17 protein-coding genes are annotated in these 19,303 nt (G+C 72.8%); 7 read left to right on the plus strand and 10 right to left on the minus strand.

What is annotated here, in order from left to right:
- Positions 1-71 precede the first annotated feature (71 nt).
- Positions 72-1,811 carry a lysine--tRNA ligase gene (gene lysS / locus TU30_RS29475; protein ID WP_042175849.1) on the plus strand — a complete coding sequence of 580 codons (1,740 nt, stop codon included), beginning with the start codon at positions 72-74 and terminating at the stop codon, positions 1,809-1,811.
- A 78-nt stretch (positions 1,812-1,889) separates the two neighbouring features.
- Here the strand turns inward: lysS and TU30_RS29480 are convergent, their stop codons facing one another.
- From TU30_RS29480 to TU30_RS29490, 3 genes are all read right to left on the minus strand, one after another.
- The gene (locus TU30_RS29480; protein WP_042175852.1) at positions 1,890-3,401 is read right to left on the minus strand and encodes a DUF2637 domain-containing protein; all 1,512 of its coding nucleotides are present in this window, start codon (positions 3,399-3,401) and stop codon (positions 1,890-1,892) included.
- A 128-nt stretch (positions 3,402-3,529) separates the two neighbouring features.
- Complete coding sequence (locus TU30_RS29485; RefSeq protein WP_042175854.1) at positions 3,530-4,390, minus strand: DUF3558 family protein; 861 nt, start codon at positions 4,388-4,390, stop codon at positions 3,530-3,532.
- Between the two features lie 119 nt (positions 4,391-4,509).
- A complete protein-coding gene (locus tag TU30_RS29490; RefSeq protein WP_042175857.1) occupies positions 4,510-5,442 on the minus strand; it encodes a hypothetical protein in 933 nt (310 codons plus the stop codon).
- Positions 5,443-5,656: 214 nt separating this feature from the next.
- On the opposite strand from TU30_RS29490, the gene TU30_RS29495 reads away from it, so the two are divergent.
- The gene (locus TU30_RS29495) at positions 5,657-6,850 is read left to right on the plus strand and encodes an RtcB family protein (RefSeq protein ID WP_042175859.1); all 1,194 of its coding nucleotides are present in this window, start codon (positions 5,657-5,659) and stop codon (positions 6,848-6,850) included.
- Between the two features lie 33 nt (positions 6,851-6,883).
- Here TU30_RS29495 and TU30_RS29500 read toward each other — a convergent pair whose 3' ends face one another.
- Together TU30_RS29500 and TU30_RS29505 are read right to left on the minus strand one after the other, a co-directional pair.
- The gene (locus TU30_RS29500) at positions 6,884-7,660 is read right to left on the minus strand and encodes an SDR family NAD(P)-dependent oxidoreductase (RefSeq protein ID WP_042175862.1); all 777 of its coding nucleotides are present in this window, start codon (positions 7,658-7,660) and stop codon (positions 6,884-6,886) included.
- A gap of 433 nt (positions 7,661-8,093) precedes the next feature.
- On the minus strand, positions 8,094-8,429 hold the full coding sequence (locus TU30_RS29505; protein ID WP_042175864.1) for a YnfA family protein: 336 nt from the start codon (positions 8,427-8,429) through the stop codon (positions 8,094-8,096).
- A gap of 95 nt (positions 8,430-8,524) precedes the next feature.
- On the opposite strand from TU30_RS29505, the gene TU30_RS29510 reads away from it, so the two are divergent.
- The 5 genes from TU30_RS29510 to TU30_RS29530 all read left to right on the plus strand — a co-directional run bounded on the left by TU30_RS29510 (position 8,525) and on the right by TU30_RS29530 (position 14,789).
- Positions 8,525-9,610, plus strand: a complete 1,086-nt coding sequence (locus tag TU30_RS29510; protein ID WP_042175867.1) for an LLM class flavin-dependent oxidoreductase — start codon at positions 8,525-8,527, stop codon at positions 9,608-9,610.
- Positions 9,607-10,290, plus strand: coding sequence for a CE1759 family FMN reductase (locus TU30_RS29515; protein WP_042175869.1), 684 nt, complete (start codon positions 9,607-9,609; stop codon positions 10,288-10,290). Before TU30_RS29510 ends, TU30_RS29515 begins: the two co-directional genes overlap by 4 nt.
- A 153-nt stretch (positions 10,291-10,443) precedes the next feature.
- Positions 10,444-11,265: a response regulator transcription factor gene (locus TU30_RS29520; protein ID WP_042175871.1), complete on the plus strand. Its 822-nt coding sequence runs from the start codon at positions 10,444-10,446 to the stop codon at positions 11,263-11,265.
- Between the two features lie 90 nt (positions 11,266-11,355).
- The gene (locus tag TU30_RS29525) at positions 11,356-12,768 is read left to right on the plus strand and encodes a HAMP domain-containing sensor histidine kinase (protein WP_042175901.1); all 1,413 of its coding nucleotides are present in this window, start codon (positions 11,356-11,358) and stop codon (positions 12,766-12,768) included.
- 227 nt (positions 12,769-12,995) lie between these two features.
- A complete protein-coding gene (locus TU30_RS29530) occupies positions 12,996-14,789 on the plus strand; it encodes a sigma-70 family RNA polymerase sigma factor (RefSeq protein ID WP_042175872.1) in 1,794 nt (597 codons plus the stop codon).
- 36 nt (positions 14,790-14,825) lie between these two features.
- On the opposite strand, the gene TU30_RS29535 is transcribed toward TU30_RS29530, so the two are convergent.
- From TU30_RS29535 to TU30_RS29555, 5 genes are all read right to left on the minus strand, one after another.
- Complete coding sequence (locus tag TU30_RS29535) at positions 14,826-15,923, minus strand: glutamate--cysteine ligase (protein ID WP_042175874.1); 1,098 nt, start codon at positions 15,921-15,923, stop codon at positions 14,826-14,828.
- A gap of 357 nt (positions 15,924-16,280) precedes the next feature.
- Positions 16,281-16,928, minus strand: a complete 648-nt coding sequence (locus tag TU30_RS29540; protein ID WP_042175904.1) for an isochorismatase family protein — start codon at positions 16,926-16,928, stop codon at positions 16,281-16,283.
- Between the two features lie 31 nt (positions 16,929-16,959).
- Complete coding sequence (locus TU30_RS29545; protein ID WP_370626733.1) at positions 16,960-17,763, minus strand: urease accessory protein UreD; 804 nt, start codon at positions 17,761-17,763, stop codon at positions 16,960-16,962.
- 101 nt (positions 17,764-17,864) lie between these two features.
- Entirely contained in the window at positions 17,865-18,563 is a 699-nt protein-coding gene (gene ureG / locus TU30_RS29550) for an urease accessory protein UreG (protein ID WP_042175876.1), read from the minus strand.
- A 30-nt stretch (positions 18,564-18,593) separates the two neighbouring features.
- Positions 18,594-19,268, minus strand: a complete 675-nt coding sequence (locus TU30_RS29555) for an urease accessory protein UreF (RefSeq protein WP_042175879.1) — start codon at positions 19,266-19,268, stop codon at positions 18,594-18,596.
- Between the last annotated feature and the right edge of the window lie 35 nt (positions 19,269-19,303).

Consider the following 19,303-nt stretch of genomic DNA (forward strand, 5'->3'; position numbering starts at 1 on the left):
TGCGGTCCGGGCTGGGAGAATGGAGAGGTCAGCTGTGCGACCGTACCGGCTGCCCGAGCAGAAAGAAGGACGTGCCGATCGTGGCTCAGAGCACCGAGACCACCGACTGGGTCTCCCGTTTCGCGGACGAGGTCATCGAGGAGTCGGAGCGTCGGGCCCCGGGCAAACCTGTGGTCGTCGCGTCCGGACTGTCCCCGTCGGGCCCCATCCACCTGGGCAACCTCCGCGAGGTCATGACCCCGCACCTGGTCGCCGACGAGATCCGCCGCCGCGGCCACCGGGTCCGGCACCTGATCTCCTGGGACGACTACGACCGGTACCGCAAGGTCCCGGCCGGTGTCGAGGGCGTCGACGAGACGTGGGCCGAGCACATCGGCAAGCCGCTCACCTCGGTCCCGGCCCCCAAGGGCTCCCCGTACCCGAGCTGGGCCGAGCACTTCAAGGCGACCATGGTCGACTCGCTCGCCGAGCTGGGCGTGGAGTTCGACGGCATCAGCCAGACGGAGCAGTACACCTCCGGTGCCTACCGCGAGCAGATCCTGCACGCCATCCGGCACCGCGGGGACATCGACGCGATCCTCGACCAGTACCGCACCAGGAAGGCCCCGGCGAAGAAGCAGCAGAAGGCGGTCGACGAGGCGGAGCTGGAGGCGGCGGAGGGCTCCGGCGCCGCCGCCGAGGACGACGGCTCCACCGGCTCCGCCGGCTACTTCCCGTACAAGCCGTACTGCGGCAACTGCGAGAAGGACCTCACCACCGTCACCGTCTACGACGACGACAGCACCGAGCTGACCTACGCCTGCACGGCCTGCGGCTTCTCCGAGACGGTCCGGCTGAGCGAGTTCAACCGCGGCAAGCTGGTCTGGAAGGTCGACTGGCCGATGCGCTGGGCGTACGAGGGCGTGATCTTCGAGCCGAGCGGGGTCGACCACTCCTCGCCCGGGTCGTCGTTCCAGGTCGGCGGGCAGATCGTCGGCATCTTCGGCGGCAAGCAGCCGATCGGCCCCATGTACGCCTTCGTCGGCATCAGCGGCATGGCCAAGATGTCGTCCTCACGCGGCGGCGTTCCCACGCCCGCCGACGCGCTGAAGATCATGGAGCCCCAGCTGCTGCGCTGGCTGTACGCACGCCGCCGCCCCAACCAGTCCTTCAAGGTCGCCTTCGACCAGGAGATCCAGCGCCTCTACGACGAGTGGGACCGGCTCGACGCCAAGGTCGCCGAGGGCACCGCCCTGCCCGGCGACATCGCCGCGCACTCCCGCGCGGTGGGCACGGCGAGCGGCGCGCTGCCCACGACGCCCCGGCCGCTGCCGTACCGCACCCTCGCCTCCGTCGCCGACATCACCGGTGGGCACACGGACCAGGCGCTGCGCATCCTCAGCGACTTCGACCCCGCCCACCCGCTCGCCTCGCTCGACGAGGCCCGGCCCCGCTACGACAAGGCCGAGGCGTGGATCACCCTCCACGTGCCGGCCGACCAGCGCACCATCGTGCGTACGGAGCCGGACGAGACGCTGCTGAAGTCCCTCGACGAGCAGGGCCGCCAGTCCCTGCGGCTGCTGCTCGACGGACTCGCCGACCACTGGTCCCTGGACGGGCTCACCCACCACGTCTACGGCGTCCCCAAGGTCCAGGCCGGCTTCCCCGCCGACGCCACGCCCAAGGAACTGCCCGCGGAGATCAAGACCGCGCAGCGGTCGTTCTTCGCGCTGCTCTACCACCTGCTGGTCGGGCGGGACACGGGTCCGCGTCTGCCCACCCTGCTGCTCGCGGTGGGGCAGGAGCGGGTACGGCGGCTGCTCGGGGAGTAGGACGCGGGAGAGGCCCAACGGCGGTGGGGCGTCCGGCGAGATGGTCGCCGGACGCCCCCACCGCCGTGTGCGCGTGTCTCAGGCGATGTGGTCCTCGGTCAGTTCCGCGGTGTGGCGGTTCGTGAAGCGGCTGACCATGCGCTTGGTCTCCTCCGGGGGGAGGGTCCGGCTGAACTGGGCCTCGACGTTGTCACCGAACTCCCGGGGCGTCGGGTAACTGCCGTTGATCGACTTCTTGAAGACCTGGTAATACGCTTCCTCGTCCGGTTCGGCATCCGGGGTGCCGCCGCCCTCGCCCAGTTCACGGGTGCGGCCGGGGACGACCGGGATGGGGAAGGCGCCGGTGTCCTCCGGGGACGGCTCCTGCACCGGGGGCACCTCCTCGAACTGCCCGCGGTACTGGTCGGCCCGCTCCTGTTCCGCCATCCACGCGGCGTACTGCGGGTCCTCGGCGGGATCGTAGGTGGGGTCGTAGCCGCCGTGGTACTCGACGGACTGCGGGTCCCGGGCGTGCAGCCACAGGCTCTGGTCCGGGTCGGGCGGCTGCTGCTGTTCGTACGGCGCGTTCGGGCCCTGCTGCCCGTACGGGGGCAGGGGTTCCGCGTCCGGGACGTCGCGGAGGCCGCGGCCGTCGCGGGCCCGGTGGGCGTCGCGGAAGGCCTGGAGGTCCTCGGCGTCCCGCACGTCGCGGTGGTCGCCGGCGCGGTGGTCCTCGTCGTACGCGCCGTCGCCGTCCTCGTCACCGAAGGCGCCGCGGTGGCCGCGGTCGCCGGGGCCACCCGTCAGCTCGGGGCGCTGCTCGGCGGGCGGGGCCGCCTTCCGCAGGGAGAACGCCGGTGCTCCGGTGGCCGGACCGTCCACGCCGGCCTGCTGCTCGGGGGCCGGCGGGATCAGCGCCGGCTCGATGCCTGCGGCCGCCAGACCCGCCGGGGCCGTCTCGGCGAGGGGAACGCCGAACTTGGCCAGGCGCAGCGGCATCAGGGACTCCACCGGAGCCTTGCGGCGCCAGCTCCGGCCGAAGCGGGAGCGCATGCGGGCCTGGTAGACGAGGCGTTCCTGCTCCAGCTTGATGACCTGGTCGTAGGAGCGCAGTTCCCACAGCTTCATCCGCCGCCACAGCAGGAACGTGGGGATCGGAGAGAGCAGCCACCGGGTGAGGCGGACGCCCTCCATGTGCTTGTCCGCGGTGATGTCGGCGATCCGGCCGACCGCGTGCCGGGCCGCCTCCACGGACACCACGAACAGGACGGGGATCACACTGTGCATGCCCACGCCGAGCGGATCCGGCCAGGCCGCCGCGCCGTTGAAGGCGATCGTCGCCGCCGTCAGCAGCCACGCCGTCTGACGCAGCAGCGGGAAGGGGATACGGATCCAGGTCAGCAGCAGATCCAGGGCCAGCAGGACGCAGATGCCCGCGTCGATACCGATCGGGAACACGTAGCTGAAGTTGCCGAAGCCCTTCTGCAGGGCCAGTTCACGGACGGCCGCGTACGACCCCGCGAAGCCGATGCCGGCGATGACCACGGCTCCGGCGACGACCACGCCGATGAGAATCCGGTGCGTCCGTGTCAGCTGAATGGGCGCTGCCACCCGTACTCCCCTCCTCAAGCGTGTTGTTGCGCGCAACAGAGTGGCACATGTGTGCGGAGAACGAGTGGCCGGTTCCGTATCGGAGCCTCACCACGCGCCTTCGTGCACGTCGCCGTGGCCGCCCGGCCTCAGTCCTCGGACGGCGCCGAGGAGGACGCCGACTTCGACGGCGAAGCGCTCCCGCCGGACCCGGACCCGCCGTCGTCCTTGCCGCCCTTGGACCCGGTCACGCTCGTCACCGCTTCCTTCGCGGCCTTCTTCGCGTCCTTCATCAGGCCGTCGGCGCTCGGCGTCCTGTCGCCGGCGAGACCCGCCCCGTTGTAGTCGAGGGTGATGACCACGTTCTCGACGCGGGCCACGACCGTCTGCTGCTTGAAGGTGCCTTCCTTCTTCTTCAGGTCGTAGCGCACGGCCGTCGCCTCGTCGCCGGTGCCCGTGACCGGCTCCGCCTTCGTGCCCTTGGCGCCCTCGGCGGCCTGGACGTCCTCGACCTGCTTGTCGTAGTACTCCTTGGCCAGTTCGTCGCCCGCGCCACGCGTGGTGTCCGACTCGAAGCGCAGCAGCGACACGCTCAGCCAGCGGAACTGCGAGCCGTCCACACCGTTGCTGGCGAGGCTGTCCCAGGAGCAGCCGGCCCGCGTCGAGATGTCGTCGGACTGGCTCTCCTCGCCCGACTTCGCCTTCGGGACGAGGCCGTCCAGGGTCTTCCCGGACAGGACGTCGCACGCGTCCGGCAGGTCCTTGTACACCGCCGCCCGTACCGTCGGGGACGGGCTCGCGGACGCCGAAGCCGAACTGCCGGCGGCCTTGTCCTCGCCGGCGTCGGAGCCGGAGTCCGAGGAACAGCCCGCGACGATCAGCATCGCCGGGACGGCCGCCGCGCCCACAAGGACGCGGTGGAGGCGCTTCGCCCTCCCCCCCTGCCTGAATGGCGTGGGAGGTGCCCCCACGTCTCGCTGGTCTGGTCGCTGCATGGTTCCTTCGCTCATGACGCTTGTGTTCCCTGCGGTCAAAACGGTGGCCGAGGTGTCACGGTACGCGGTGAGTCCTCCGTGCGGTCTTCCTCCGGACGCTTCGCGCGAGGCCGTGAAGGAGGCGCGTACGAGGCTCAGCCGCCCAGCGAATCGGCCAGCAGGGAGGCCAGATTCCGCGCCCTGTCCTGCATTTCCTTGCTGTCCGGGACGGCGCCGACGGTCGCCGGCTGCTCCGTGTACTCGATCGTCACGATCACGTTGGACGTGCGGAACGCCACAGTCACCGTGCGCTGCTTGACGGTCGATCCGGAGCTGCTCAGCTCGTCGTCGATGAAGGCCTCGTCGCCGAATCCGTCCAGGAGGCGGGGCTGGAGGCCGGCGGGCGGGACGGACGGCGACGCGGAGCCGGAGGTCCCGGACGTCCCGGTGGACGACGGGGAGCCGGAGGAACCGGAAGAGCCGGAGGAACCGGGGGAGTCGGACGTGCCGGAAGCGTCGGAGACGTCGCTCGAAGGGGACTCGGACGCGTCCGGACCGGCGGACGGGCCGCCGCCCTCCTCGTCGGCGCCGTCGGCGTCGTCGTCCGTGCCCGCGGGCACGGACTCGGTGGTCGTCGGCTCCGGAAGGTCGGCCGCGTCCTGCTTCGTCGCGAAGAGCTCCCCGGCCTGGCTGTCGTCGCTGACGGCGTTGTCGTAGGAGACGACCCGCTCGAAGTCGATCACCAGGCGGTTGGTCGCCCCGGCCGACTCCACCTTCCAGCCGCAGCCCACCTTGCGGTCGGTGTCGTACGTGAGCGTCGGCTCGCCCTCGTACGCCTTCGTCCGCCGGGTCTCGTCGGTCATCTCCCCGATGCCGGGCAGGAGTCGGCCGAGCGTCTCGGTGCCGACCGAGCCGCAGGGCTCCGGAAGCGTGGCGTACCTGCCGGGCTGGGCCGCCTGCGACGCCGTACCGGCGCTGCCCGGGTTGGAGTTGTCCGACTGGCTCCCGTCGCCCGAACTGCCGGTGCATCCGGCCAGCAGGGCCGCGAGGAGCGCGGCGACGCCGGGTACGTAGGCCCTCCGCTGCACGGCCGGGCTCCTCTCGACGGTGGGCGCGGGCCTCGGCCCGCCGGGTCTACCAGTGTCCCCGCTGGTTAATCGTTTGCGGCACGGGGGCACCCCCGGCAGACAATGTGTATCGCACGTACCGCCGTGAACGCCGGTCCGAAGTCCCTTTCGTCGATCCTGGCGCCGGTTTTTGCGCTTTCGCACTTCTGTTGCTTTTCGGGGGAATGAGGAAAACATGTCGTACGTGGAAATGCCGGGTGCGAAGGTGCCGATCCGGATGTGGACGGATCCGGCGTCGGTGGAGGAGGTCGCCCTCCAGCAGCTGCGGAACGTGGCGACCCTGCCCTGGATCAAGGGCCTCGCCGTGATGCCGGACGTGCACTACGGCAAGGGGGCGACGGTCGGCTCGGTCATCGCGATGCGGGGCGCGGTGTGCCCGGCGGCGGTGGGGGTCGACATCGGCTGCGGAATGTCGGCGGTGAAGACGTCCCTGACGGCGAACGACCTGCCGGGCGACCTGTCCCGGCTGCGCTCGAAGGTCGAGCAGGTGATCCCGGTCGGGCGCGGGATGCACGACACCCCCGTGGACCCCGGCCGCCTGCACGGTTTCGCGACCGGCGGCTGGGACGACTTCTGGGAACGCTTCGACGGCGTCGCGGAAGCGGTCAAGTTCCGCCAGGAGAGGGCCGGAAAGCAGATGGGGACGCTCGGCGGAGGTAACCATTTCGTCGAAATCTGCACGGACACGACCGGTTCGGTCTGGCTGATGCTGCACTCCGGTTCCCGGAACATCGGCAAGGAGCTCGCCGAGCACCACATCGACGTGGCCCGGAAGCTCCCGCACAACCAGGGCCTGGTCGACCGCGACCTCGCCGTCTTCGTGGCGGACACCCCGCAGATGGCGGCGTACCGCAACGACCTGTTCTGGGCGCAGGAGTACGCGAAGCGGAACCGTTCGATCATGATGGCGCTGCTGAAGGACGTCGTCCGCAAGGAGTTCAAGAAGGCGAAGCCGGCCTTCGAGACGGAGATCAGCGCGCACCACAACTACGTGGCCGAGGAGCGCTACGACGGCATGGACCTGCTCGTCACCCGCAAGGGGGCGATCCGCGCGGGCTCCGGCGAGTTCGGGATCATCCCGGGCTCCATGGGCACGGGTTCGTACATCGTCAGGGGCCTCGGGAACGCCGCCTCCTTCAACTCGGCGTCCCACGGCGCCGGCCGCCGCATTAGCCGCAACGCGGCGAAGCGGCGCTTCTCGACCAAGGACCTGGAGGAGCAGACGCGGGGCGTGGAGTGCCGCAAGGACTCCGGTGTCGTGGACGAGATCCCGGGCGCGTACAAGCCGATCGAGCAGGTCATCGACCAGCAGCGGGACCTCGTGGAGGTCGTCGCGAAGCTGAAGCAGGTCGTCTGCGTGAAGGGGTGAGCGGGTCCGGGCGGGTCCGGCCGGACCCGCCCGTCAGTGTTCCCGGTGGACCTTGCTGTTCGACGCCTGGGCACGGGGGCGGACGACCAGCAGGTCGATGTTGACGTGGCTCGGGCGGGTCACCGCCCAGGTGACGGTGTCGGCGACGTCCGCCGCGGTGAGGGGCTCGGCGACGCCCTCGTACACCTTGGCGGCCTTCGCCCCGTCGCCGCCGAAGCGGGTGAGGGCGAACTCGTCGGTCTTCACCATGCCGGGCGCGATCTCGACGACGCGGACGGGCCGGCCGACGATCTCGAGGCGCAGGGTCTCGGCGAGGACGTGGGCGCCGTGCTTGGCGGCGGCGTAGCCGGCGCCGCCCTCGTAGGTGGCGTGCCCGGCCGTCGAGGACACGACGACGACCGTGCCGTCGCCGCTCGCCTCCAGCTTGGGCAGCAGGGCCTGGGTGAGGTGCAGGGTGCCGAGGACGTTCGTCTCGTACATCCGGCGCCAGTCCTCGGGGTCGCCGGTCGCGACCGGGTCGGCGCCCAGCGCGCCGCCGGCGTTGTTGACCAGGACGCCGATGCTCCTGAAGGCGGTGGCGAACTCGTCGACGGCCGCGCGGTCGGTGACGTCGAGCGGGTACGCGGTCGCCGCGTGGCCCGACGCGTTCAGCTCCTCGGCGAGTGCCTCGATCCGGTCCTTGCGGCGGGCGGTGAGGACGACGCGGTAACCGGCCTCGGCGAGTCCGCGTGCCGTGGCGGCCCCGATCCCGCTGCTCGCGCCGGTGACGACGGCGATGAGCGACGCTGCGGGCGGTGGTGCGGCGGCCATGGGGTTCCTCCGTGCGGGCGACTGCGGTACCGGGCCCGGCCAGGATATGCGGGGACACCCACGCCCTCTCGCCCGCCCTGCCCCGCCCGGGCCGCCCTGCCCCGCCCTGCCCCGCCCGGGCCGCCCTGCCCCGCCCTGCCCCGCCCGGGCCGTCCGCCCCGCCCGGCCCGGCTGGCTTCGACCGCCTCGACCGTCCCGCCCGGCCGGCTTCGACCGGCCCCGCCCGCCTCGCCCGGGCCGTCCGCCCCGCCCGGGCCGTCCGCCTCGCTCGGCCCGCCCGGCCTCGACCGCCCCGACTGGCCTTGACCGCCTCGCCCGGATCGACTGGCTTTGTGACCGTCCCGACTGGCTTCGGCCGGCCCCGACCGCCCGGCCTCGCCCGCCCCGACCGCCCCCGGTCGGCCGTGGTCGGGGCTTTCGTCCGTCCGGGCGGTCAGCCGCTGCGCGGGGCCCACATGATCACGGCCATCCCGGCCAGGCAGATCAGCGCGCCCGTGATGTCCCAGCGGTCCGGGCGGTAGCCGTCGGCGACCGCGCCCCACAGGAGCGAACCGGCGACGAAGATCCCCCCGTACGCGGCGAGGACGCGTCCGAAGTGCGCGTCGGGCTGGAAGGTCGCGACGAACCCGTAGGCGCCGAGGGCGAGGACGCCACCGGCCGCCCACATCCAGCCGCGGTTGTCCCGTACGCCCTGCCAGACCAGCCAGGCGCCCCCGATCTCCAGGATCGCGGCGAGGACGAACAGTGCGGCGGAGCGGGCGATCAGCATGCGGGCAGCCTCGCACGCGGGTTTCGGAATAACGGGGGCAGGTGGCCCGTTCACCGGTATAGTTGAACCATAAACAATTTGGAGGGTGAGCGGTCATGCAGTTCGGGATCTTCAGCGTCGGCGACGTCACGCCCGACCCCACGACGGGTCGTACCCCCACCGAGCGTGAGCGGATCAAGGCCATGGTCGCCATCGCGCTGAAGGCCGAGGAGGTGGGCCTGGACGTGTTCGCGACCGGCGAGCACCACAACCCGCCGTTCGTGCCGTCGTCCCCGACCACGATGCTCGGCTACATCGCGGCCCGCACCGAGCGGCTGGTCCTGTCCACCTCGACCACCCTGATCACCACCAACGACCCGGTGAAGATCGCCGAGGACTTCGCCATGCTCCAGCACCTGGCCGACGGCCGGGTGGACGTGATGATGGGGCGCGGCAACACCGGGCCGGTCTACCCCTGGTTCGGCCAGGACATCCGCGAGGGCATCAACCTCGCCATCGAGAACTACGCCCTGCTGCGCCGCCTGTGGCGCGAGGACGTCGTCGACTGGGAGGGCACGTTCCGCACCTCGCTGCAGGGCTTCACGTCCACGCCCCGCCCGCTGGACGACGTACCGCCGTTCGTCTGGCACGGGTCGATCCGCTCGCCCGAGATCGCCGAGCAGGCGGCCTACTACGGCGACGGCTTCTTCCACAACAACATCTTCTGGCCCGCCGACCACACCCGGCGGATGATCGAGCTGTACCGCGCCCGGTACGCGCACTACGGGCACGGCACGCCCGAGCAGGCCGTCGTCGGCCTCGGCGGCCAGGTGTTCATGCGGAGGAACAGCCAGGACGCGGTGCGCGAGTTCCGGCCGTACTTCGACGTCGCGCCGGTGTACGGGCACGGGCCCTCCCTGGAGGAGTTCACCGAGCAGACGCCGCTGACCGTGGGCTCCCCGCAGCAGGTCATCGAGAAGACCCTGTCCTTCCGTGACTACGCGGGCGACTACCAGCGCCAGCTGTTCCTGATGGACCACGCGGGGCTGCCGCTGAAGACCGTCCTCGAGCAGCTCGACCTGCTCGGCGAGGAAGTGGTGCCGGTGCTGCGCGAGGAGTTCGCGAAGAACCGTCCGGCCGACGTGCCCGACGCGCCGACCCACTCCACGCTGCCGGCCGGCCGGGAGGTGAGCAGGGCATGAGCGTCGTCGTGTCGGCGGGGCTGAGCGTGCCGTCGTCCACCCGGCTGCTCGGGGAGCGGCTGGCCGCCGCGGCCACCGGGCAGGCCCCGAAGGACGCGCGGGTGATCGAGCTGCGGGACCTCGCGGTCGACATCGCCCACCACTTCACCGGCGGCTTCCCCGCGCCGGCGCTCGCCGACGCGATGGACGCGGTGACCGGGGCGGACGGGCTGATCGTGGTCACGCCGGTGTTCTCGGCGTCCTACAGCGGGCTGTTCAAGTCGTTCTTCGACGTGCTCGGCGTACGGGACCGCCGGGCACTGGCCGGCAAGCCGGTACTGATCGCCGCGACCGGGGGCACGCCCCGGCACTCGCTGGTGCTGGAGCACGCCCTGCGGCCCCTCTTCGCCCACCTGCGCGCGGTTGTCGTCCCCACCGGCGTGTACGCCGCAGCCCAGGACTGGGGCGACAGGGGCCTGGACGCCCGGATCGAGCAGGCGGGAGGTGAGCTGGCCGCGCTGATGGGCGCGCTGACGGCCGCCTCCGGCGGTACGGACAGCGGTACGAGCGGCGGCGCGGACAGCGGCGCGGACGGTGGCGCGATCGGCGTCCCGCGCGCAGGCGCGGCCGACGACCGGTTCGACGCGCGCAACGTGGTGCCGTCCGAGGAGCAGCCGGCCGCGCTGCGGTCGGCGGGCTGAGCGCGGCGTGCCGGGCACCGAACGTGCCCGGCACGCCCGGCACGGAACTTCCGGCACGGAACTCCCGGCGGTCTTCCACGGACCGCGGCGGGAGGCGGCCTGCGTGCCACCGGTCGTTCGCCGGGGCGCGGCGGTGCTTGGCAGACTGGCCCCGTGCCCCCTACCGCGCCCCACACCCCCAGCGTGCTGCTCGCCGAGGACGACCGTGCCATCCGCAACGCCCTCGAACGCGCCCTGACCCTGGAGGGCTACCGGGTCACCGCGGTCGCCGACGGAGTCGAGGCGCTGGCGCAGGTCCACCGCAGCCGGCCCGACGTCCTCGTGCTCGACGTGATGATGCCCGGCATCGACGGACTCCAGGTGTGCCGGATGCTGCGCGCCGAGGGCGACCGCACCCCCGTACTGATACTGACGGCGCTGGTGGAGACCGCCGACCGGATCGAAGGGCTGGACGCGGGCGCCGACGACTACGTCGTCAAGCCGTTCGACGTCGAGGAGGTCTTCGCCCGGCTGCGCGCCCTGCTGCGCAGGGTGCCGCCCGTGCCGCCCGTGCCGCCCGCACCGCCCGTGCCGTCCGTTCCCGCCGGGCCGTCGGCCGAGGAGGCGCGGCCCTCCGGGACACCGCCGGGGGCACCCGAGGTCCCGGCCAGGCCGCCGGGCGTCCCCGCGACGGGCCGCTTCGTCGAGGCGGCGGGGCTGCGCATGGACCCGCGGGCGCGCCGGGCCTGGCGGGGCCGGCGGGAGCTGGAGCTGACCCGCACCGAGTTCGAGCTGCTGGAGCTGCTGCTGCGCAACGCGGGCGTCGTCCTCGACCACTCCACCATCTACGACCGCATCTGGGGCTACGACTTCGGCCCCGGTTCCAAGAACCTCGCCGTCTACGTGGGCTACCTGCGCCGCAAACTCGACGAGCCCGGCGCGCCGCAGCTGATCCACACGGTGCGCGGGGTGGGTTACGTGCTGCGGGAGGACTGAGTGGCCCGCGGCACCTTCGACGCCCCGGGCACCTCGCGCACTTCGGGCACCTCGCGCACCGCTGCGGGTGCCCCGGCCGGGCGGCGCCGGCTGCGGCTGCTGTCGCTGGGCACCAAGTTCGCGGTGGCGTTCGCCGCGGTGACGGCCACCATCACCGTCCTGGTCGGCCTCCTGTCCTACAACGCCGCCGCCCGGCTGCTGCGGGTGGACCAGCAGGTGGTGTTCGACGAGGTCGTGGAGGACCTGCGGGGCGCGGTCCGGGCGAACCGGATGGCGCCGGTCGACTTCTCCTCCGCCGCCCCCGGCCACGACCTGGTACGGCCCGCCCGGACCGACGTCCAGGTCCTCGGGCCGGACGGCCGGATCGTCGACCCGGGCGACCCGGGGCTGCCGGTGGTCGCCGCGGACCGCGCGGTCGCGGGCGCCGCCGTCGCCGGGCGGGTGGCCGTGCACGCGGACGTCGACGTCGGCGACGACGTCTACCGCGTCGCGACCGTCGCGCTGGGCGAGGGCCGGGGCGCGGTGCAGGTCGCACAGGAGTTCAGCGACATCGAGGACCTGCTGCGGACCCTCCAGCAGCGCACGCTCGTCCTGATGATGGCGGTGGTGATCGCGGCCGGTCTGTCCGGCTGGTGGCTGGCCCGGCGGATCACCCGCCGCCTGGTCGTCCTCACCGCCGCCGCCGAGGACGTCGCCCGCACCCGCAGGCTCGGCATCCAGGTGCCCGTCGCCGGTCACGACGAGGTGGGGCGGCTCGGCCGCGCCTTCGACCGGATGCTCGGCCGGCTCGCCCAGTCCGAGGACGACCAGCGCCGGCTCGTCCAGGACGCGGGCCACGAACTGCGTACGCCGCTCACCTCGCTGCGGACCAACATCTCCCTGCTGCGCCGTATCGACGAACTTGCGCCCGACGCCCGTGAGGAACTCGTCGCGGACCTCACCCAGGAAGCCCGTGAGCTGACCGACCTGGTCAACGAACTCGTCGAGCTGGCCGCCGGCCAGTCCGACACCGAGCCGCCGTGCCGGGTCGACCTCGCCGTCATCGCCCAGGGCGTGGCCGAACTGGCCCGGCGCCGGGGCGGACGCGAGATCACCGTCCACGCGAGCGGCGACACCACGACCGACGGACGGCCCGGGATGCTGACGCGGGCGGTGTCCAACCTGGTCGAGAACGCCGTCAAGTTCGACCGGGACGGTACGGCGCCCATCGACATCACGGTCGCGGGTCCCGCGCGGCCGGGCACGGTACGGGTGGAGGTCCGCGACCGGGGGCCCGGCATCGCCGCGGACGACCTGACCCACGTCTTCGACCGCTTCTTCCGCGCCGCCGACGCCCGCTCCCTCCCCGGTTCGGGTCTCGGCCTGTCCATCGTCCGCGAGGTGGCCCTGGCCCACGGGGGCGCCCCGTACGCCGTCCGCAGGCCCGGCGGCGGCACGGTGATCGGCTTCACCGTGGGCGGCGGCCCGCTGCCGCGCCCCGACGCCGGTGAACCCGGCCGGTGACCGTGCCCGTGCCGGTGCCGGTGTGTCCGCGCCGCGGACGGTGACGGCGCCCACCGCCACGCGCGGGGCCCTGTGCCACACTCTCCCCGCGGTGACCGAACGCGCGTACGTGGGGGCTCGCGCGGACGGGAACGACTCCCGCGCTTTGTGTTATCCGGCCCCCGGCGACGGCTCTCCTCCTGTGACAGGGCAGTACGGGCCAGGACCGAGAAGGAGCGTGGACGAGCGTGTCATCGAGCAGCGAACCCGGCGGGGAGACGGTCGAGGCGGCACGGCGCGGCGACCTGCGGGCCCAGGACGAACTCGTCGCCGCCTACCTCCCGCTGGTCTACAACATCGTGGGCCGGGCCCTGAACGGGCACCCCGACGTCGAGGACGTGGTGCAGGAGACCATGCTCCGCGCCCTCGGCTCCCTCGGCTCGCTGAAGGACCCCGGACGCTTCCGGTCCTGGCTGGTCGCCATCACCATGAACCAGATACGCCACCACTGGCGCAGCGAGAACGACAGCCGGTCGGGGCCGGTCCGGTCGGGCCTGCACGACGCGCACGACGTCGCCGACCCCGGTGCCGACTTCGTGGACCTGACGATCCTGCGGCTCGGCCTGGAGGGCCAGCGGCGCGAGGCCGCCGAGGCCACCCGCTGGCTGGACCCCGACGACCAGGCGCTGCTGTCGCTGTGGTGGCTGGAGGCGGCGGGCGAGCTGACCCGGGCGGAGGTCGCCGCCGCGCTGGAGCTGCCGCCGCAGCACACCGCGGTACGCGTGCAGCGGATGAAGGCGCAGCTGGAGACGGCCCGGCTGGTGGTACGGGCACTGTCCGCGCGGCCGCGCTGCGTCCTGCTGGACGACATCACCGCGGCCTGGGACGGCGTCCCCTCGGCCCTGTGGCGCAAGCGCATCGCACGGCACGCCCGGGACTGCACGGTCTGCGCGGGCTTCCAGTCGGGGCTGGTCCCGGCGGAGGGCCTGCTGGTCGGGCTGGGGCTGGTGCCGGTCGCTGCGGGCCTGCTCGCCGCTCTCGGCGCCGGGACGGCGGAGGCGGCGCCGATGTCCTTCGCCGGCCACGCGGCGGCGGGACCGGGGGAGACACCGGGGGCGTACGGGGACGCGGCGACGGAGCCGTACGGGGACACGGGCGGCCCGGAGCCCGCCGGCTCCCCGGCCGGGCCCCTCGGGACGGTGGAGGTGGGCCGACGCCGTGCGGGCCGCGGCGCGGACCGCCGGACCGGCGGCCCCGCGGGCAGCCGCGCGCAGAGCCGCGCACGCAGGCGGCGGAGCCGGAACATCACGGCCGTGGTCGCGGCGCTGCTGGTCACCGGCGGTGCGATATCCGGGTGGGCCCTCCTGACGCCGGACGGTGAGGCGGACAAGGTGCAGTCGGCCTCGGAGGGAGCCCCGAAAGCCACGGCACCGGATCCCTCGTCGCCGAAACCCTCCACCTCGGCCTCGGCCTCGCCCTCGCCCTCCGCTTCCGCCCCGTCCTCGGCCTCCGCCTCACCGGACGCGTCGCGGGAGCCGAAGTCCTCACCCACACCGAGCGCCGACACGTCCCGTACGAAGTCCGTCGCCCCGGCCCCCGTACAGCCCGAGAGGACGACGACGCGCCCCCAGGCGGCACCGACCACCGGGTCCGCGCCCGCGGCCGCTCCGGGAGGCGGCAACGCCGCCGAGGTCCTGTCCCTCACCAACGCCGAGCGGTCCGAAGCAGGGTGCTCACCGGTGACGCTCGACGACCGCCTGAACAAGGCGGCCCAGCTGCACAGCGAGGACATGTCCGCCAACGACTACTTCTCCCACACCGGGCAGAACGGCAGCAGTTTCGTCGACCGGATCACCGCGCAGGGCCACCCGAGCCCGGGTGCCGAGAACATCGCCCGCGGCCAGAGCTCCGCCGCGAGCGTCATGGAGTCGTGGATGAACTCCGAGGGCCACCGCGCGAACATCCTCAACTGCTCGCTGAAGACGATGGGCGTGGGCGTGGTCACGAGCGACTGGACGTGGACCCAGGTCTTCGGCCGCTGACCCCCGGCACCCCGGCCGCCCCGGCGTGGTCGGCGGTCAGGGCATGCCGCTGGCCTCGATGATCATGGCGGTGAGGGCCTCGGGGCCGCTCTCGGCCAGCTTCTGGCGCTGGCGGTCCGCCCCCGTGCCCTGCTGCAGCAGCCGGTGGACCAGTGAGGTCACCTCGCGGCTGTCGCCGGTCTCCTCCAGGGCGGGGCCGACATGCTCCAGAAGTCCGTACACGGCGTCCCCCGCCCGCCGGCGCCGGCCGCGCGGATCGACCAGCTCACCGCTCAGTCCGTGGCGCGCGGCCTGCCACATCGCCGCGTCCACCAGTTCCGGAGCGGGATCCGGCTCCTCGACGCCGTCGGCCGCCTCGCGCAGGGCGGTGTCGACCAGGGCACGCAGCAGCCCGGCGAACATCACTGCCTCGTCCGTGCGCAGCTGGACGTCGAGGCAGCGGATCTCGACGGTGGGGTAGTCCTCGGACAGACGTGCCTGCCAGTACAGCTGGCCGGTGTCGCCGATCACCCCGGCCGCCAGCAGACGGCGTATCCGTGTGTCGTAATCCGTGTCGTCGGCGAAGCGCGGCGGGATGCCACTGACCGGCCAGCGGCCGAAGACGACGGTGCGCCAGCTGGCGAAACCGGTGTCGTCGCCCTCCCACAGGGGGGAGTTCGCCGACATGGCGGTCAGGACCGGCAGCCAGACGCGGATCCGGTTCAGTACCTGCACGCCGACGTGCCGGTCGGGGACGCCGACGTGGACGTGCATGCCGTTGACCAGTTGCTCGGCCACCAGCTGCGGGGCCTGCTGCTGGAGGGCCCGGTAGCGGGCCTGGTCGGTGACAGGGACCGACAGCGCCTCGCGCAGCGGTGGCGTGCCGCTCGCCACGATCCGGCAGCCGTGCGCCTCCGCGGCCCCGGCCACGGCGTGCCGCAGACGCAGCAGATGCCCGCCGACCTCCTCCAGCGTGCTGCACACCGGGGTGGCCACTTCGATCTGCGCCTGCAGCAGCTCCGACTGGATCTCCCGAGCGGTGACGAACGGCTTCACGCCGGCCGCGGCCCGCACCTTCTCCGCGCGTGGCGCCGGCCGGCCGGTGACCGGCTCCACCAGCATGTACTCCTCTTCCACACCGATGGTCGTGGTCATGACCGGCCTTTCGTCACTGCAGCGCGGCGCCTCCACGGTCGTGGACGCGTTCCGGACCGAACGTCACCGCTCGCCCCCGGACCTATCGCCGTCTGCCCAGCGGAGCTCGTAAAATGCCACTGGCGTGCCTGCTCGAGCCTGGTGCGACCGGTCCGCATCCACGACCGGGCCCGCCCTCCCCTTACGGAATCCGGCTCAGGGCCACACCAGGCAGTACGCCTGATGCCCCGCCTCGTGCAGCCGGTGCGAGAAGTCCTGCCACTCGTGCAGCGATTGAAGGACGCGGGCCGCTGACCTGGGGAATGCCGGCGAAGAACGAACTGACCTGCGAAAACACGTCTCCGTAGTTCTCACCTGTCAACGCTGATTTCCAGGCTCATGTGCCCTGGACGTGCCCTCGCGCTGACGCTGAGCCTCCGCGACCACCGGCGTACCGGACAGTTCGACCCCCGCTCGCCGGAGTGCGTCGCGGGCCTGCTCGATCGTGTCGTGGTTCACGCCGGCGGTCAGGTCCAGCAGGACCCGGGTGGTGAATCCCGCTGCGGCGGCGTCCAGGGCGGTGGCCTTCACGCAGTGGTCGGTGGCGATACCGACGACGTCCACGGCGGTGACGCCCTGCTCCCGCAGCCACACGGTCATCTCCGTCCCGTCTTCGGCGGCGCCTTCGAAACCGCTGTAGGCGGCCTCGTAGGCGCCCTTGTAGAAGACGGCGTCGACGGCTCCGGCGTGTACGGCGGGGAGGAAGTCCGGGTGGAAGTCGGAGCCTTGCGTGCCGGCCACGCAGTGCACGGGCCAGGAGGTCTTGAAGTCGGGGGTGTCGGAGAAATGGTCCCCGGGGTCGATGTGGTGGTCGCGGGTTGCCACGACGTGCTGGTACCCGGCCCCCGCCGCGCGCCCGACCAGGTCACGCACCTTCACGGCGATCTCGGCGCCACCTGCCACGGCGACACTGCCGCCCTCGCAGAAGTCGTTCTGCACGTCCACCACGATCAGTGCTCGTCCCATGTTCCTGTCCTTCGGTTCGGCGTTCACGGATCTACTGCTCGCCTCCGGCAGCCGGCCGCGGCGTCTCGTAGACGTAGGTGAGGGCGGTGTCCAGGAGGTGGCGCAGCTGGGCCGGTGTCGGGGCGACGGCGGTGGCGATGAGGGCCCGGGGATCGGCGAGAGGGGTCAGTACGGCGTGTCCCTCTGCCGGATCGTCGCCGATGACGTGCGGCTCCTGGGGCGTGCCCAGTCCTGGATCGACCAGGAGGAACTGCCCGGCCGCCCGGTGGGGTCCGAGGATGGCGGGGCCGTCCCACGCCGGCGCCGGGTAGCCGTAGGCGGTGTGCTGGTCGAGGAGCGGTCGTCCGCCGCGGCGTACGGTCAGGCGGGTGGTGAGGTGGCCCGGCGGTTCGCCCGAGCGGCCCAGGAGCTGTTCCTCCCGCATCAGCAGGCGGGAGGTGGGGGCGAGGTCCACGGCGAACGTCTGGTGCAGGGTGCTGCCCCGGGTACTGATCAGGGGCTCGGGCAGCCAGTGCAAGGACGCGTCGTCGTCCACCCTGATCCGTACGTCGTACGTCGCCGGTGCGGTGGTGGGGCCGCGCAGGGCGATGGTGGCGGCTGCGCCGGTCACCTCCAGCCGGACGCATGTCTCGGCGGTGATGTCGAGGGCGAGCCGGTCTCCGCCGAGCGGCGCGCTCATCGCGCCGAGGACGCAGACACGCGCCTGCTCTCCGCGGGCCCGTAACCGGCGCAGGTGGAAGGGACCGTCGCTGTGGAGGAGAGGGACCGTCGTGGTGCGGCCGTTGTGGGTGGCCCGGATGCGGGCGGTGGCGGTGACTCCGGACGGGTGTGCCAGGGCGGGTCCGGCGGAGCGCCGGCCGTGTGGGCCACCGGCGGCCCGGAGGGGCTCGTCGGCCGGCGCCGGGATCACGGCCGACGTCTGCGCGGTGGTGACGTTCACCGGGTGGATCCGGCGGCGTGCCAGGCGGCAAGGCAGCCGGTGACCCAGTCGGCGACCGGTTGGACGCCGTCAGGCGTGGTGAGGCTGGTGAAGGCGTAGGGCAGGTCCTTGCGCTGCTTGCGGGTGTCGGCCCTCATGGTGTCCAGGTCGACGCCGACGTAGGGGGCCAGGTCGGTCTTGTTGACGACGAGGAGGTCGGCGGTGGTGATGCCGGGGCCGCCCTTGCGGGGGATGTCGTCGCCGCTGGCCACGTCGATGACGAAGACCTGGGTGTCGACGAGTCCGCGGGAGAAGGTCGCGGTGAGGTTGTCTCCGCCGGACTCGATGAGGATCAGGTCGAGCGGGTGCAGGGTCTGCTCGAGTTCCTCGACCGCTTCGAGGTTGGCGGAGATGTCGTCGCGGATGGCGGTGTGCGGGCACGCTCCGGTCTCCACGGCGGTGATCCGCTCGGGCGGCAGGACGGCCTCGCGGCGCAGGAAGGCGGCGTCCTCCTGGGTGTAGATGTCGTTGGTGACCACGGCGATGGAGAGCCGGTCGCGCAGGGTGCGGCACAGGGCGGCCACGGTCGCGGTCTTGCCCGAGCCGACGGGTCCGCCGAAGCCGATGCGCAGCGCGCGGCGGCTGCCGTCGGCGAGCAGCGGTTCGGCGCTGTGGGTGTGGCGGTGCGGCATGGTCACGGGGGGGTCGAGATGCACAGGGATGCTCCAGGCAACGGTCAGGGCTGGTCAGGAGGCGAAGAGCCGGACGGTCCAGGCGGCGTGCTGCTCACCGGTGATGTCCAGCAGGGGAGCGGAGGCGGCGGGCAGGGCGGCGACCCCCTCCGTCGCCACCCGCCCCGCCGCGTCGGCCGCGGTGTCGGCGACGGTGTCGAGTTCGTCGGCGAGCCGCGCCAGGACGCCGGTGGCGTCGAACGGGTCGAGGCTCAGCAGGCGCACCGCGGCGGTCGCCGGACCGCCCACGCTCTCGTAGGCGGCGGCCTGTGCGGCGTCGAGTGAAGTGAGTCCGGCGGCGCGGGCGGTGACGCCGAGCACGACCGGCTGGTGGGCGCCCTGGGGCCGATGCCGGGCGAGGCGGTCGAGGTCGGTGCTGGGCCAGGTGGCCCGGGCCGCGCGCATCAGTTGTCGGCCCAGGCGGCGTGCGATGTGGCGCAGGGCCGGTACGGGGGTGCGGGTGTCGGCGGCCTCGTCCAGGGCGAGGGCGTCGTAGCCGTCGGCGGCGGCTGAGGCGAGACCGGCCGCGACCAGTCCTGCGGTGTGCAGCCGCCCCCGGCAGAACGCCTCCAGGCTCGCGGTGTCGTGGACCCGGCCGGAGGCGACGGCGGCCTCCATGCCGCCGGAATGGGCGTGCCCGCCGGCGGGGAAGCGGCCGTCGGCCAGGACGAGCAGGGCAGTGCGGCTCATGGGGTGGCGGGACCGCCTTTCGCGAGGAGGTGCTG

Source organism: Streptomyces sp. NBRC 110035 (assembly GCF_000829695.1).
Lineage (GTDB): Bacteria > Actinomycetota > Actinomycetes > Streptomycetales > Streptomycetaceae > Streptomyces.